Annotated in this window: 14 protein-coding genes and 1 riboswitch; of the genes, 7 read left to right on the top strand and 7 right to left on the bottom strand. The window is 66.4% G+C overall.

The window, feature by feature from the left end:
* Positions 1-88: 88 nt before the first annotated feature.
* Complete coding sequence (locus CXR29_RS06975) at positions 89-697, top strand: TetR/AcrR family transcriptional regulator (protein ID WP_164742789.1); 609 nt, start codon at positions 89-91, stop codon at positions 695-697.
* 7 nt (positions 698-704) lie between these two features.
* Here the strand turns inward: CXR29_RS06975 and CXR29_RS06970 are convergent, their stop codons facing one another.
* Complete coding sequence (locus CXR29_RS06970) at positions 705-1,961, bottom strand: alpha-hydroxy acid oxidase (protein ID WP_101553846.1); 1,257 nt, start codon at positions 1,959-1,961, stop codon at positions 705-707.
* Between the two features lie 238 nt (positions 1,962-2,199).
* On the opposite strand from CXR29_RS06970, the gene CXR29_RS06960 reads away from it, so the two are divergent.
* Positions 2,200-2,775: a histone deacetylase gene (locus tag CXR29_RS06960; RefSeq protein WP_127364210.1), complete on the top strand. Its 576-nt coding sequence runs from the start codon at positions 2,200-2,202 to the stop codon at positions 2,773-2,775.
* On the opposite strand, the gene CXR29_RS06955 is transcribed toward CXR29_RS06960, so the two are convergent.
* Together CXR29_RS06955 and thiE are read right to left on the bottom strand one after the other, a co-directional pair.
* Complete coding sequence (locus tag CXR29_RS06955) at positions 2,729-3,589, bottom strand: ketopantoate reductase family protein (protein ID WP_241241665.1); 861 nt, start codon at positions 3,587-3,589, stop codon at positions 2,729-2,731. The genes CXR29_RS06960 and CXR29_RS06955 overlap by 47 nt on opposite strands.
* 100 nt (positions 3,590-3,689) lie before the next feature.
* Entirely contained in the window at positions 3,690-4,373 is a 684-nt protein-coding gene (gene thiE / locus CXR29_RS06950) for a thiamine phosphate synthase (RefSeq protein WP_240811968.1), read from the bottom strand.
* Positions 4,374-4,384: 11 nt separating this feature from the next.
* A riboswitch (TPP riboswitch) is annotated at positions 4,385-4,488 on the top strand.
* Between thiE and thiO the strand changes: the two genes are divergently transcribed.
* The 4 genes from thiO to moeB all read left to right on the top strand — a co-directional run bounded on the left by thiO (position 4,478) and on the right by moeB (position 7,935).
* The gene (gene thiO / locus CXR29_RS06945; RefSeq protein WP_127364208.1) at positions 4,478-5,638 is read left to right on the top strand and encodes a glycine oxidase ThiO; all 1,161 of its coding nucleotides are present in this window, start codon (positions 4,478-4,480) and stop codon (positions 5,636-5,638) included. (Overlaps the previous riboswitch by 11 nt.)
* Positions 5,635-5,892, top strand: coding sequence for a sulfur carrier protein ThiS (thiS, locus tag CXR29_RS06940; RefSeq protein ID WP_025778143.1), 258 nt, complete (start codon positions 5,635-5,637; stop codon positions 5,890-5,892). Before thiO ends, thiS begins: the two co-directional genes overlap by 4 nt.
* A 1-nt stretch (position 5,893) precedes the next feature.
* On the top strand, positions 5,894-6,661 hold the full coding sequence (locus tag CXR29_RS06935; protein WP_101596390.1) for a thiazole synthase: 768 nt from the start codon (positions 5,894-5,896) through the stop codon (positions 6,659-6,661).
* Positions 6,658-7,935: a molybdopterin-synthase adenylyltransferase MoeB gene (gene moeB / locus CXR29_RS06930; RefSeq protein WP_127364207.1), complete on the top strand. Its 1,278-nt coding sequence runs from the start codon at positions 6,658-6,660 to the stop codon at positions 7,933-7,935. Before CXR29_RS06935 ends, moeB begins: the two co-directional genes overlap by 4 nt.
* Here moeB and CXR29_RS06925 read toward each other — a convergent pair.
* On the bottom strand, positions 7,906-8,421 hold the full coding sequence (locus tag CXR29_RS06925; RefSeq protein WP_101553839.1) for an SRPBCC family protein: 516 nt from the start codon (positions 8,419-8,421) through the stop codon (positions 7,906-7,908). The two genes, moeB and CXR29_RS06925, sit on opposite strands and share 30 nt — an antisense overlap.
* Before the next feature lie 23 nt (positions 8,422-8,444).
* Here CXR29_RS06925 and CXR29_RS06920 point away from each other — a divergent pair, with 23 nt between their 5' ends.
* Positions 8,445-9,104 carry a mismatch-specific DNA-glycosylase gene (locus CXR29_RS06920; RefSeq protein WP_127364206.1) on the top strand — a complete coding sequence of 220 codons (660 nt, stop codon included), beginning with the start codon at positions 8,445-8,447 and terminating at the stop codon, positions 9,102-9,104.
* A 21-nt stretch (positions 9,105-9,125) separates the two neighbouring features.
* Here the strand turns inward: CXR29_RS06920 and CXR29_RS06915 are convergent, their stop codons facing one another.
* From CXR29_RS06915 to CXR29_RS06905, 3 genes are all read right to left on the bottom strand, one after another.
* The gene (locus CXR29_RS06915) at positions 9,126-10,898 is read right to left on the bottom strand and encodes an HNH endonuclease (protein WP_101553837.1); all 1,773 of its coding nucleotides are present in this window, start codon (positions 10,896-10,898) and stop codon (positions 9,126-9,128) included.
* Between the two features lie 119 nt (positions 10,899-11,017).
* Positions 11,018-11,677: a thymidine kinase gene (locus CXR29_RS06910; RefSeq protein ID WP_101553836.1), complete on the bottom strand. Its 660-nt coding sequence runs from the start codon at positions 11,675-11,677 to the stop codon at positions 11,018-11,020.
* The gene (locus CXR29_RS06905; protein ID WP_101554035.1) at positions 11,670-12,359 is read right to left on the bottom strand and encodes a PepSY domain-containing protein; all 690 of its coding nucleotides are present in this window, start codon (positions 12,357-12,359) and stop codon (positions 11,670-11,672) included. Before CXR29_RS06905 ends, CXR29_RS06910 begins: the two co-directional genes overlap by 8 nt.
* Positions 12,360-12,544 lie beyond the last annotated feature (185 nt).

Genomic DNA, 12,544 nt, shown 5'->3' with positions numbered 1-12,544 from the left:
GACCCAAGTGGACCGGCTGGTCCACACACGGTATCACCGAGTGGACCGCATGGTCCACAATCGTGTCGAGCATTGCTACACTGACGGCGTGTCCGAGACTGCGTTGGCGCGTATGCGCCCCGAGAAGCGCGCCGCGCTCATCGATGCCGCCGCGCGAGAATTCGCTTCGCGGACGTTCGAGGAGGCGTCGCTCAATCGCATCATCTCCACCTGCGGGATGAGCAAGAGCTCCTTCTACCATGTCGTCGACTCGAAGGACGACCTCTTCGCCCTCGTCGTCACCGATCTCGCTGCGGCTGCCCGCGGGTTCTGGACTCCGCCTGCTCCGGACAGCTTTTCGGACGGGTTCTGGGACCGTGCGCGCTCGGTCTGGGACGACATTGCGCGAACATGGCCCGGCAGCCCTGAGCTCACGCTCCTGTGGCACATCGTCTATGCGAATACGGACAGTCCGGCTGTGCGACGCCTTGCCGACCGCGTCGAAGAATGGGTGCGCGCCGTGCTCATCGCCGGACGTGAAGCCGCAGCGATCGATGTCGAGTGTCCGCTCGAGCTCCAGACTCTGGCGGTGTTCTCACTGCTGCGGACGTTCGACGAATGGGCTCTGCACCTGACGGAAAGCGATAGCCCAACCGTCGGCCCTGAGGAGATCTCAGTCCATCAGTTCAGGCTGCTCACGCGTCTGCTGAGTGCCTGAGACGGGCTCACACAGAGTCGACGACCGGCAGCTCCCGGTCCGAGACCGGTGACTGAGGCAGGCCGCGGACGAGGTCGGGGCCCAGATCGGAGATGCTCCGGGCGCCCATGAGCCCCATGGCGGTGAGGATCTCCTGCTGGATGAGGGCGATCGCCCTCTCGACGCCTCGTTGGCCGCCGGCCATGAGCCCGTACAGGTACGCCCGGCCGATGAGTACGAAGTCGGCTCCGGCGCACAGCGCGGCGACGACATCGGTGCCGGACATGATGCCGGAGTCGAAGATGAGCTCCATCTCCGGTCCGACCTCCGCACGGACTTCGGCCAGGGAGGTCAGCGAATCGGGGGCCCGATCGAGCTGGCGGCCGCCGTGGTTGGAGACGACGAGTCCATCGGCTCCGACGGATCGGGCGCGCCGGGCATCCTCGGCGGTGAGGATCCCCTTGACGAACAGGCGTCCGTTCCATTGGTCGCGGATCCACCGCAGGTCATCGAGGTCGAGGGTCGGGTCGAACATCGTCTTCGTCATCTCCGCCAGGGACTGGGAGGTGTTCGACAGCGACGCGTATTTCGGCGGTTCGGTGGTGAGGAAGTTGAACCACCAACCCGGACGATAGGAGGCGTCGAGGATCGTTCCCAGTGTCAGACGGGGCGGGATCGTCAGCCCGTTGCGGTGATCGCGCAGACGCTGACCGGTGATCGGGGTGTCGACGGTGACCAGCAGGGTCTCGTATCCGCTGGCGGCGGCCCGCTGGATCAGGTCGAGGCTGCGCTGCCGGTCCTTCCACAGGTAGAGCTGGAACCACCGGGTGGAATCCGGTGCCGCCTGCGCGACGTCTTCGACCGAGGTCGTGCCCATCGTCGACAGCGAGAACGGAATTCCGGCCTTCGCCGCCGCGCGGACTCCGGCGACCTCGCCGGCGGAGTGCATCATGCGCGTGTAGCCGGTCGGGGCGATGCCGAAGGGCAGCCGGGCTCGGGCGCCGGCGATCGTCGTCGACGTATCCGGCGCATCGACGCCGTGGAGGATGCGGGGAAGGAGCTCGACGGTGCCGAGCGCCTCACGGTTCTTCGCCAGGGTCCGCTCATCCAGAGCGGCACCGTCGACATAGTCGAACGGTGCGGTCGGTGTCACGCGCTTGGCGATGCGGCGAAGGTCCCAGATGTCCGCGGCCGACTCCAATCTGGCTGCAACCCGGTCGAGTCGGGGCAGGTCGAACTGCAGCAAGGGGGCGAGTTCTCTCAGATCGGGCAGTCGGCGCTTCATTTCTCTCCTCGTTCTCGGTTGAGGTAGGCGAGCACTGCCGCGACACGTCGGCTCATGGTCTCCCCTGCCTGGAGGCCGAGTTTATCGAAGATGGAGCTGATCGCCTTTTCGACGGAGCTGACCGAGACGAAGAGCCGTTCGCCGCCTCAGTCGCAGCGGAGGCGAACGCAGCCGACGCGCCGGACGCGGCGGATGCCGATCCGACGAACTCCGAGCCCGAGATGTCATGATGGAGGGGATGTCTCAAACACATGTGTGGTACGTCAGCTACGGATCGAACATGGCTCGCGATCGGCTCGCCTGCTATCTGCAGGGCGGGCGACCGCCCGGCGCTAAGGTGACCTACCCGGGCGCCAGAGACGGCACAGTTCCCCGCGCCGAAGCCGGGATCGAACTGCCCGGAACGATCTACTTCGCCGGCGAATCGACGGTGTGGGGCGGCGGCATGGCCTTCTATGATCATTCCGCCCCCGGACCGACCCCGGCCAAGGCCTACCTCATCACGGCCGAACAGTTCGCCGATGTGGCCGCCCAGGAGATGAACCGTCCGCCCGAGCCCGACAGTCCGCTCGAACGCCTCGTCTTCGACCTGCCGGCAGGCAGCTCCCATTCTCTGGGTCCGGGCGGCTACGAAACGCTGCTCGCCCTCGATGATGCCGACGACGTCCCCATGGTCACATTCACCGCTGCCCACAGTTCGACCGACATCGAACACACTCAGCCGCAGGAGCCGTATCTGGCGATGCTGCGCACGGGCACGGCCGAGGTCAGAGCCGCTTCTGGGCTTCCCCGGCCCGCAGCTGCACAAGCGTGAGGTCGAGCAGCGGAGTCGCGACTCCTAACTCCTCTGCCTTGGCCGACAGATCGCCGAGGATGTGCTCCGTTTCGCTCGGCAGCCCTGCCGTCACATCCCGGTAGAGGGATGAGGTGAAGGCCGAACCGTCCGCGGTGAGCATCTGCAGCGTCATGTCGTGGGAGGCCTCCGACACCGGGTGTCCGGCCGCGGTCGCCACGGCTTCGAGTTCGTCGATGATGGCATGCACGTGCGATCTGCCGCCGGCCGCCATGATCGCCCCGACGGGAGCGCGGAACAGGCATGTGACGACTCCCGCCGCGGCGATGAAGGTCCACTTCTCCCACAGCCCGTCGATGATTCCGTCGACGATCTGGAGCTTGAATCCGGGGACGTCGAGAGCCGCGGAGATTCGCGTGGGTACGGCCGCGGCGTGAAGGTCGCCGATGGTCATCACCGCAAGGTCGGTGAGCTGGACGACGGCTCCGTCTCTGATCGTGCCGACGATCTTGACGAACCCACCGAGCACCTGACCGGGGTACCTGTGCTGCAGCTTCTCGATCTGAGCCATGCCGTTGAGGAACGGGATGATCGTCGTCTGCTCCCCCACAGCCGGTCCGATATCGTCGATGACCGAGTCGAGTCCACCCGCTTTGATCGCGACGATGACGATGTCGAAGATCCTCGGTGAGGCGCTGAGCTCCTCGGCGGTGATGACATCGACCTGGTTCGTCCGATCGGCACCGGGAGCGGTGAAGCGCAGTCCGTTCGCGCGGACCGTCGCCGCCCGAGCCTGCCGGAGCAGGAACGTGACATCGCGTCCGGCCTCCTGCAGATAGGTGCCGAACGCTCCGCCGGTGGCGCCTGCCCGGCGATGAGAATCGACAGGCCGGCACCTGCATCGATTCCGTCGGATGCGCTGTCAGCTGCTGGGGTCATTCCAACTCCTCCTTGAGCACCCGTGCGGCCGCAGCGGGGTCGTCTGCCGAGGTTATCGCACGGACGACGACGGCACGGTTCGCGCCCGCCTGCCGGATCGCGTCCAGTCTCTCCCCTGCCGCGATGCCGCCGATCGCGAACCACGGTTTGCTCGCCTCGGCGGCGGCAGCGGTCAGCAGTGCCGTCCCCACAGCGGCACGGCCGGGTTTCGTCGGGGTCTCCCAGACCGGCCCGACACAGAAATAGTCGGTCTCCGGGTCCGCCTCGGCGGCGAGCGCCTGCTCGAGGGAATGGGTGGAGCGGCCGAGGATGACGTCGGGGCCGAGCACGGCTCTGGCCTGAGCACTGGTGAGATCTCCCTGACCGACGTGGAAGACGTCGGCGTCGGTCAGCAGCGCGACATCGGCGCGGTCGTTGACGGAGAAGAGCTTGCCGTGGCGTGCGGCGGCATCCCTGAGGACTTCCAATGCGGCGATCTCGGCGCGGGCCTCGAGGCTCTTGTCCCTCAGCTGGATGATGTCGACTCCCCCACGGTAGGCGGCGTCGAGGAACTCGGCGAGGTCGCCTTGAGCGGTTCGGGCATCGGTGCACAGGTAGAGCGACGCTTCGGCCAATCGGGCCTGCCTCCAGGTCCTCTTTTTCTGCCGCGCTGCGGTGCGCGGTGGCATCTGTGTGGTCATGGTCATAGAGTAGAGAAGTTCGCGGGAGCCTCCCAACGAGGCTGAGAGGGCGTAGGAGCCGACCGTCAGACCTGATGCGGATCATGCCGCCGGAGGGAGAAGCTGTGAGAGTCATCGTCGTCGGCGCCGGGATCATCGGCCTGTCCACGGCCTGGTATCTGCGCCGTTTCGGTGCCGAAGTCACCATCGTCGATCCTGCCCCCGCCCAGGGTGCGAGCCATGCCGCCGCGGGGATGATCGCTCCCGCCGCCGAGGTGGTCTGGGGGCAGACTCCCCTGTATCCGCTGATGCGGACCTCGGCTCAGATGTACCCGGAATTCGCCGCAGAGGTGGCGAGCGCCACCGGCACCGATCTCGGTTTCACAGATGCCGGGACCGTGGTGTGTGCGGGTGACCGGGCTGATCTGCAGGCTCTGCGGGAGCTGCGCGAAGCACAATCGCGATCGGGTTTCGCCACCGAGCTCATCACCGGCAGTGCCGCCCGCCGTATCGAACCGTCGCTGTCGCCTGCCGTGGCCGGGGCCGTGCACATTCCCGGTGATCACTCGATCGACCCCCGTCGTGTATCGGCGGGACTGTTGTCTGCTCTTACGGCCGGCTCAGAGTCGCTTCTTATTCGGCAGCGGGTGGCCGAGCTGCTGGGCGATGGTGCGGCGACGACCGGCGTCACGCTGGGAGACGGCCGCCTGTTGGAAGCCGATCAGGTGGTCGTCTGCGCCGGCAGCGCCATCACCGAGATCGCCGGTGTCCCGCCGCTGCCGATCCGGGAAGTCTGGGGTGATGTGCTGCGCCTGCGTGCCCCCGCCGAGGCGACTCCCCTGCTGACTCGGACCATCCGCGGGCTGGTCAACGGTCGCCCCGTCTACCTGGTCCCCCGCCCCGACGGTGAGATCGTGCTCGGTGCCAGTTCCCGCGAGGACGGACTCTCCGGCACCCCTGCCGGGGCGATCCACCGGCTGCTCTCTGACGGGCAGCGATTGGTCCCGGGCATCGTCGACGCGGAGATCACCGACATCACCACCCGCGCTCGCCCCGGTTCTCCCGACGACCTGCCGATGATCGGGCGCATCGATCCCGGCTGCGTTGTGAGCACGGGGTACTTCCGCCATGGCATCCTCTTGGCCCCGTTCGGCGGCCGCCTCGGCGCCGAGCTCGCCCTGGGTGTCGCCTCCGACTGGCCTCCTGACGGAGCGCTCGAGTCCGTGTCCCCGCACCGCTTCGCCACAGACCACACCACTGCCCACCTGATGAGGAGCAACTCATGACCGATCGCGAACACTCACCGACCATCGTCCTCAACGGCGACCATCATGAGCTGCCGGGTGCCACCTCGGCGCTCGACCTCATCGCCGAGGTCACCGGACGGGAGCTGAACCCCGATGGGACACCGGCCGACGGCGGACGCTTAGGGCTGGCCCTGGCCGTCGACGGCGAGGTCATCCGTCGCGGTGCCTGGTCCGGGTTCGCCCTGGCCGACGGGCATACCGTCGACATCGTCACCGCAGTGCAGGGAGGCTGAGATGAGCTGGATGGTCGATGACGTGGAGATGTCGTCTCGCCTCGTGATGGGCACGGGCGGGGCAAGTTCCCTGAGCATCCTCGAAGACGCCCTCGTGGCCTCGGGAACCGAGCTGACCACGGTGGCGATGCGCCGCTTCGACGCCGAGTCCCGGGATTCGGTGTTCACCATGCTGCAGCGTCTGGGAATCCGGGTGCTGCCGAACACGGCCGGCTGCTATACGGCCCGGGATGCCGTGCTCACCGCCCGACTGGCCAGGGAGGCCCTGGAGACGAACTGGGTGAAGCTCGAGGTCATCGCCGATGAGGACACCCTGCTCCCGGACCCCGTCGAGCTCTTCACCGCCGCCGAGGAACTCGTCCTCGACGGGTTCACGGTCTTCGCCTATACGAACGACGATCCGGCCCTGGCGAAACGTCTGGAGGATGCCGGGGTGGCCGTGGTGATGCCGGCAGGTGCTCCGATCGGCAGCGGGCTGGGCATCCTCAACCCTCACAACATCGAGACCATCGTCTCCCGGACGCAGGTGCCCGTCATCCTCGACGCCGGTGTCGGCACCGCTTCGGACGCGGCTCTGGCGATGGAGCTCGGGTGCACTGCGGTTCTCCTGGCCTCAGCGGTCACTCGCGCTCACGACGCACACGCCATGGCTCGGGCGATGGCTCTGGCCGTCGAGGCCGGGCGTCTGGCGGCCGGAGCCGGGAGGATCCCCAAGCGGTCGTTGGCATTGGCATCATCGCCGTTCGACGGAATGGTCGCAGCACAATGACCGCCGCTGCACCTCCGCCGTCGCTGCCTCCGCTCGTCGACCCCGTGGACTCCCTGTCCCGGGCGGAGCTCGACCGCTACTCCCGACACCTCAGCCTGCCGGGATTCGGACTCGAGGGACAACGGCGTCTGCGGGCCGCCTCGGTGCTGGTCATCGGGGCCGGAGGACTCGGTTCACCGGTGCTCAGCTATCTCGCCGCTGCCGGGGTCGGACAGCTGACCATCATCGATGACGATGTGGTCGAGTCGTCGAACCTGCAGCGCCAGATCATCCATCGCGACGAAGACGTGGGCCGACCGAAGGTCACCTCTGCCGCCGATGCCGTGCACCGGCTCGATCCGAACCTCGAGGTGCGCGCGGTCGAGGAACGGCTGAGCCCGGAGAATGCGCTCGACCTCTTCGCTGAACACGATGTCGTCATCGACGGAGCGGACAACTTCGCCACCCGATACCTGTCCAATGATGCCGCCGAACTCACCGGCACCCCGCTGGTGTGGGGCACGATCTTCCGCTTCGCCGGTCAGGTGAGCACGTTCGTTCCCGGTCACGGGCCGATGCTGCGCGACCTGTTCCCGGATATCCCGGAACCCGATTCGGTGCCCAACTGCGCCGAGGGCGGGGTCCTCGGAGTCCTGTGCGGAACCGTGGGCTCGGCGATGGCGACCGAGGCGATCAAACTCATCTGCGGCATCGGTGACCCTTTCATCGGTCGGCTGCTGCGCTATGAGGCGTTGACCGGGGAGTACTCGACCCTGCGGTTCTCCCCCGATCCCGACCGTCCCCCGGTCACCGATCTCACCGAGGTGGCTGCCGCCTGTGCTGTGGACCTTGACGGCGGCGGCGTGGCAGAGCCTGCGGCGGACGAGATCGACGTTGCCGAATTCCTGTCCATCGAAGACGATGTGTTGGTCGTCGATGTGCGGGAGGACTGGGAACGTGAACTGGCGGTCATCCCCGGCTCGGTGCACCTGCCTCTCGGCGGCCTCCGAGACGGCGGGTGGAAGGCTCTGGAGTCGGCGTTCGGTGACTCCGGTCGAGCGGGGTCACCGGTCGATATCGTCATCCACTGCAAGTCCGGGGCCCGGTCGGCCGAAGCCGCCCAGATTCTGTCCGGTTCGGTGCCGGCCGGAGTCCGTCTGCGCTCCCTTGCCGGCGGCATCGATGCGTGGGAGGACGTCACTCGGGTCTCAGCAGAACAGAGGGACCAGCAACCGGCAGCTTCGAACGCCCAGCGAGGGCTTCGCTCAGGGGCCGGATCGGTCGGCCAGTCGTGACCGCAGTCCCCGTTCACCGGCTCTCATCACTGCTCCGTGCATGAGTCCGGACAGCGGTCGCATCGCTCTGATGATCGTTCTGCTCGTCGTCACACACCACAGAGAATCGATGGTCGTCACCCCGTCGAAGGCGGTCAGGGCCCATCGGCCTTCGCCGCGCAGATCACCATTCGCCCGGAAGCGGATGAGATGGGGCGCATCGACCTCGTCGACTTCGATGGAGAAGCGCAGGGACCACCCGATCGGGGCGTGGACCAGAAGGCGGGCTCGGCTGCCTGGGATCACCGGCAGATCGGCTGCATCAACGTCCGCCTGCGCGGCCCCGACCTTCTCGGCAGCTGTCAGTCCCGGCCACCACCCCGGCCACTCGTCGACCCGTTCCAGAACCGCCCATACCGACTCGATTCCGGCGTCGACGATCCACCGTTCATCGAAATGGAAGGCGGCAGATTCTCCAGCCAGTGGGGTGACATGATCGTGGCTCATGGTACGACGGTAGTGTGCAAGGTGTGAGTGAGGACAAATTCGTCAGTAATCGTCGGCCATCGCCTCTGGGCGGCCGCAAACCGACCAAGGACGACCTGGCGGCGTTCGCGACGGACGATCCGAATGCAATCGACGATATCCTTCCGGCCGATTCCTCCGGACTGAAGCTGCTCATCGTCGGCATCAATCCCGGCCTGTGGACGGCGGCGGTGAATGCGCCGTTCGCACGTCCCGGCAATCGGTTCTGGCCGTCTCTGCATCAGGCGGGCCTGACCGATCACCAGGTCGATGCCTCTCGTGGGCTCGCACCTGGCGATGAACAGCAGCTGCTGCGTCGCGGCATCGGCCTGACCAACCTCATCGGGCGAGCCACCGTCCGGGCCGACGAACTCTCCCGGCAGGAGCTGCGTGAGGGAGCGGCCCACCTCATCGGGCGTCTTGCCGGTCTCCGCCCCCGTGCCGTGGCGATCGCCGGGATCACCGCGTTCAGGACTGGTTTCGCACAGCCGAAGGCTCAGCTCGGTCAGCAGGATACGACGCTGATCGAAGAGTGGCCCGATGAGGTGGCCCTGCATGTGGTGCCGCAGCCCAGCGGGCTCAACGCCCACTACCAGGTCGCCGACCTCGCCCGGATCTGGCGCGAGGTGTGGGAGAGCATCGACGATGAGGTCGTGGAGACCTGATTTCGGGGATGGCGGGCACGTTCATTCGCCTTTGGACTTCCGCCCAGCAGAATTGTGGAACGAGTAGCTGAATGCAGGTTGGCTGCCTCCATGGCCTTCCGCCGCTGCCTCGGCTCGCCGGGTTCCGACATGCTCCCGGATGCCGGTGAGCAGCAGCTCCTCGACCGTGCTCAACGGCTCGAAGTCCGCGTCGTAGACATCAACGCTGACGGTGGTGCTCCCGATTCTCAGCGGTGGCGGCTGCTCGGCCCGGCGAATGTACCGCCATGGTAGGAAGATCTGCCGCTGCTGGTCGTCTGGCCCCGTGTCAGCACCCTCGACCTCGCCTGATGCAGGCGACGCGCCCGATGCAGGCACACCAGCCCCAGGTGCGGTGTCTGCAGCTACAGGGCCTGCAGCTGTGCTGTCTTCGGCCGTGGCGGCCGGTGGTGTTGGTCCACCCTCAACAGTTGGTGGGTCGGAACCGACTGCCGGGTTCGACGGACCGGTTCCCGCGAGAATACCCGGCGGCGCAGTCGTCTCGGCGACGCTTTCGCCGCGAACCAGACCCGGGTCGGGCTCGCTGATCGGTTTGGTGCGCGAGCGGTAGCGGTGGCCCGTGGGCGTGACCACTTCGAGCGCATCCGGCGTTGCCCTATGCCGCCACCCCGCGAGTTCCTTCGCATAATTGCAGGCCGCGCACAGGCCGGAGGAGTTCTCCCATTCGGTGTCTCCGCCGGCGGCGAAGGAGACCGCGTGATCGGCCTGCTTGATCGGCGCGTCGCACCAAGGTGAGCGGCACACATCATCACGCATAACAATCATGCGCCGGAGCAGTCCGGCAAACTCCCTACGGCGAGAATCCATCCGCACAAGCTGTCCGTCCTCCGGCCGCGTGTACAGGCGACGCAGGAACACCGCAGCATCACTCTCGGCCACGAAATCCCTGGCTGCCTTGGCCGGGATCGGTCCGACTCCGGGGAACCATGCCGGATCCTCCCCCGGTGCGAACAGACTGCTCGCCTGCATGATCAGGTGCACCTCCGTCGGCACGGCCTTGGCCGATTCCTGCCCGGTCAGGCGTTCGACAAGGAGGTCCGCCGCGATCTGACTCTGCGAGCGACCGTCGGCTTCGCCCGTGGCGATGACAGACTGTGCCGATTTCGTCAGGTTCGCACAGGCGGCAACCGCCTGCGGCATCGGCAGCAGTGCGGTCAGGTAGGCCATGTTCCCCGGAGCCGGACGCACGCTCACCGAACGCTCTTCGACGCAACGCTCCAGGTGGTCGACCGCGGCCTGCTGGTCGAGCTTCTGCGCAAGCGCTCGCACCTCGTTGCCGAGTCGCCTGACACCCACCTCGGAAAGGCGTTCGGCCATGTTCTCATCGAGCTCATGCTTCTTCTCCCGCGGCAGCCAGTCGGACTCCTTGGCGACAACCCGCGCCTTCTCTTCCGAGATGTCACCGCCCTTCATCGCCGCAAACGTCCTCGGCAGGTCCATGAGCAGAGTCCGGGAGAACTTCACCAGTGTGTCTCCGCGGGAGCGCGAGACCTTCCTCGCCAGGGCCACCTCGGCTCCGATGCCACGTCCCTGCTTCTTGCTGGCGACACCGTCTTCGGCTTCGCGGTTGCGGCGGAGCATGTCGAACGTCAGGGTCTCACGGGCCTGCGCCGCCGCACTCGCCGACGTGAGTTCCTCGAGTGCAGTGATGCGATCGATGGTTTCTTCCTCGGTCTTCGCCGGGGGCAGTTCGGACAGGCTGACACGCCACCGACGGATCTCGGTGAGAACGTCTGGAACCTGCTCTGCTTCCATACCCAAAACATTATCGGTCGCCACTGACACAAGAATCCAGATCGACGTTGTCGCTGGTCAGAGCCGATTGTGCAGGTTCAAGAGCGCTAGCGCGGCGAAGGCGAGAGTCCTGTCACCGGCTATGTCGGAGAACTGCTGACAGATGACATTGTGGCACCATCCCGTTTGAAGTGTTCGCGGCAGCGGGCGACATAGGCGTCGAGGCCCCCGACGTGGCTGGCATCGATGGCGGTGGCGACAGGACTCGGCGAGTCCTCATCCGAGGCCGCCTCCGATACCTCTGCCGCACCCGATCCGCGCTGCGAGTCCTTGAGCCGTTGGTGGAAGACGGCGTCGCGACCGCAGATCGTGCAGACCGCGGTGAGCCTGAGCACTTCTTCGGCCACGGCCATGAGACTCGGCAGCGGCTCGAAGGGCTCTCCGTCGAAGGTCACGCACAGTCCCTCGACGATGACGTCGACTCCGTCGCGGAGGAGTCCATCGACAACGGGGACGAGATCGGGTCCGAAGAACTGAGCCTCATCGATGGCGACGAGATCATAGTCGGCAGAGCGGGCCGCCTCGGCGAGGGAGTCCACGTCCGACAGCGGCACCGCGGGGATATGAGCTCCGATATGTGAGGTGATCGTCGAGATCGGCGAGCGGGTGTCGAGCGAATGGGACACCACGAGGACGCCCACGCCGGCGATGGTCGCCCTCCTCACCCGGCGCATGAGCTCCTCGGACTTGCCGGAGAACATGGGCCCGGCGATGACGGTGAGGCGACCGGTGTCAGTCATCGTCGACGGTGACGCGTTTGGTGTCGGTGTCGACGGTGATTTCCGTCTCCTCCCCGCCGTCGGAGAATTCGAATTGGTATTCCTGCATGGTGTCATCGTATTCGAGCGTCCAGCCGACGAGCTTGCCGGAAGCCTTCTCCTGCGCGAGTTCGAGTGCGTCGTCGACGGTCATCGGGTCGTTGAGGTCGATGGGCTCTTCTTTGTCGTCGGTCGAATCCTGCTCGTGTTCGACGATCTCCCCGGAGTCGGCGTCGATTTCGACGTCGTGGTCGGTGGTGCCGTCGAGGATCGAGACGTCGTACTGCCAGGCCCCGTCCTTCTCGTCCCAGTCGAGTTCGATGCCGTAGACGATTCCGTCTCCGACTTCCTTCTTCGCCGTCTCGATCGCGTCGTCGGCACTGACCGCCGGCGCATCCTTGCTCAGATCGGCATCGGCGGGGAGCCCTTGTCCGGACGCGTCCTGCGTCGAATCCTGCTCGGAGTCCTGCGCGCTGTCGTCGCCGGCATTCTGATCCTTGTCGTCCGTGGCCTCAGCGGCGTTGCCCGACGACGAGTCGGCGGCGGGAGTGTCTTGAGTGCCGTCACTGCCGTTCTCGGAGCCGCTTCCGGTACACCCGGCCAAGCCGAGAGAAAGAGCCGCGAGTCCTGCCACTGCGCTCAATGCCATACGGTTCGTCTTCATGGGGCTCACGCTAGCAGCGAACGCGTCAGGCCCCTGAGTTTCTGAGAAAGTTCTCATCTGGGCGAACGCCGATTCTCGGGCGAGCTCGGAGCATGCCTCATCCTCGAGGCCCGGTGCCGATCGGACGTCCGGATGGATGCGGTTCTTCACCGCTTTGTCTTCGGGGACGATCTGGAAGAACAGGC

It is taken from the genome of Brevibacterium linens (assembly GCF_003999335.1).
Classification (GTDB): domain Bacteria; phylum Actinomycetota; class Actinomycetes; order Actinomycetales; family Brevibacteriaceae; genus Brevibacterium; species Brevibacterium linens.
Note: the sequence above shows the minus strand (reverse complement) of the source record. Positions and strands in the feature narration are given on the sequence as shown.

Bases quoted from the DNA above. Each gene is read 5' to 3' on its own strand.
- CXR29_RS06935 (WP_101596390.1), top strand. From the start codon at position 5,894: ATGAGCTGGATGGTCGATGACGTGGAGATGTCGTCTCGCCTCGTGATG.
- thiS (WP_025778143.1), top strand. From the start codon at position 5,635: ATGACCGATCGCGAACACTCACCGACCATCGTCCTCAACGGCGACCAT.
- CXR29_RS06915 (WP_101553837.1), bottom strand. From the start codon at position 10,898: ATGGAAGCAGAGCAGGTTCCAGACGTTCTCACCGAGATCCGTCGGTGG.
- thiE (WP_240811968.1), bottom strand. From the start codon at position 4,373: ATGACCACACAGATGCCACCGCGCACCGCAGCGCGGCAGAAAAAGAGG.
- CXR29_RS06925 (WP_101553839.1), bottom strand. From the start codon at position 8,421: ATGAGCCACGATCATGTCACCCCACTGGCTGGAGAATCTGCCGCCTTC.
- CXR29_RS06910 (WP_101553836.1), bottom strand. From the start codon at position 11,677: ATGACTGACACCGGTCGCCTCACCGTCATCGCCGGGCCCATGTTCTCC.
- CXR29_RS06960 (WP_127364210.1), top strand. From the start codon at position 2,200: ATGTCTCAAACACATGTGTGGTACGTCAGCTACGGATCGAACATGGCT.
- CXR29_RS06905 (WP_101554035.1), bottom strand. From the start codon at position 12,359: ATGAAGACGAACCGTATGGCATTGAGCGCAGTGGCAGGACTCGCGGCT.
- moeB (WP_127364207.1), top strand. From the start codon at position 6,658: ATGACCGCCGCTGCACCTCCGCCGTCGCTGCCTCCGCTCGTCGACCCC.
- CXR29_RS06970 (WP_101553846.1), bottom strand. From the start codon at position 1,961: ATGAAGCGCCGACTGCCCGATCTGAGAGAACTCGCCCCCTTGCTGCAG.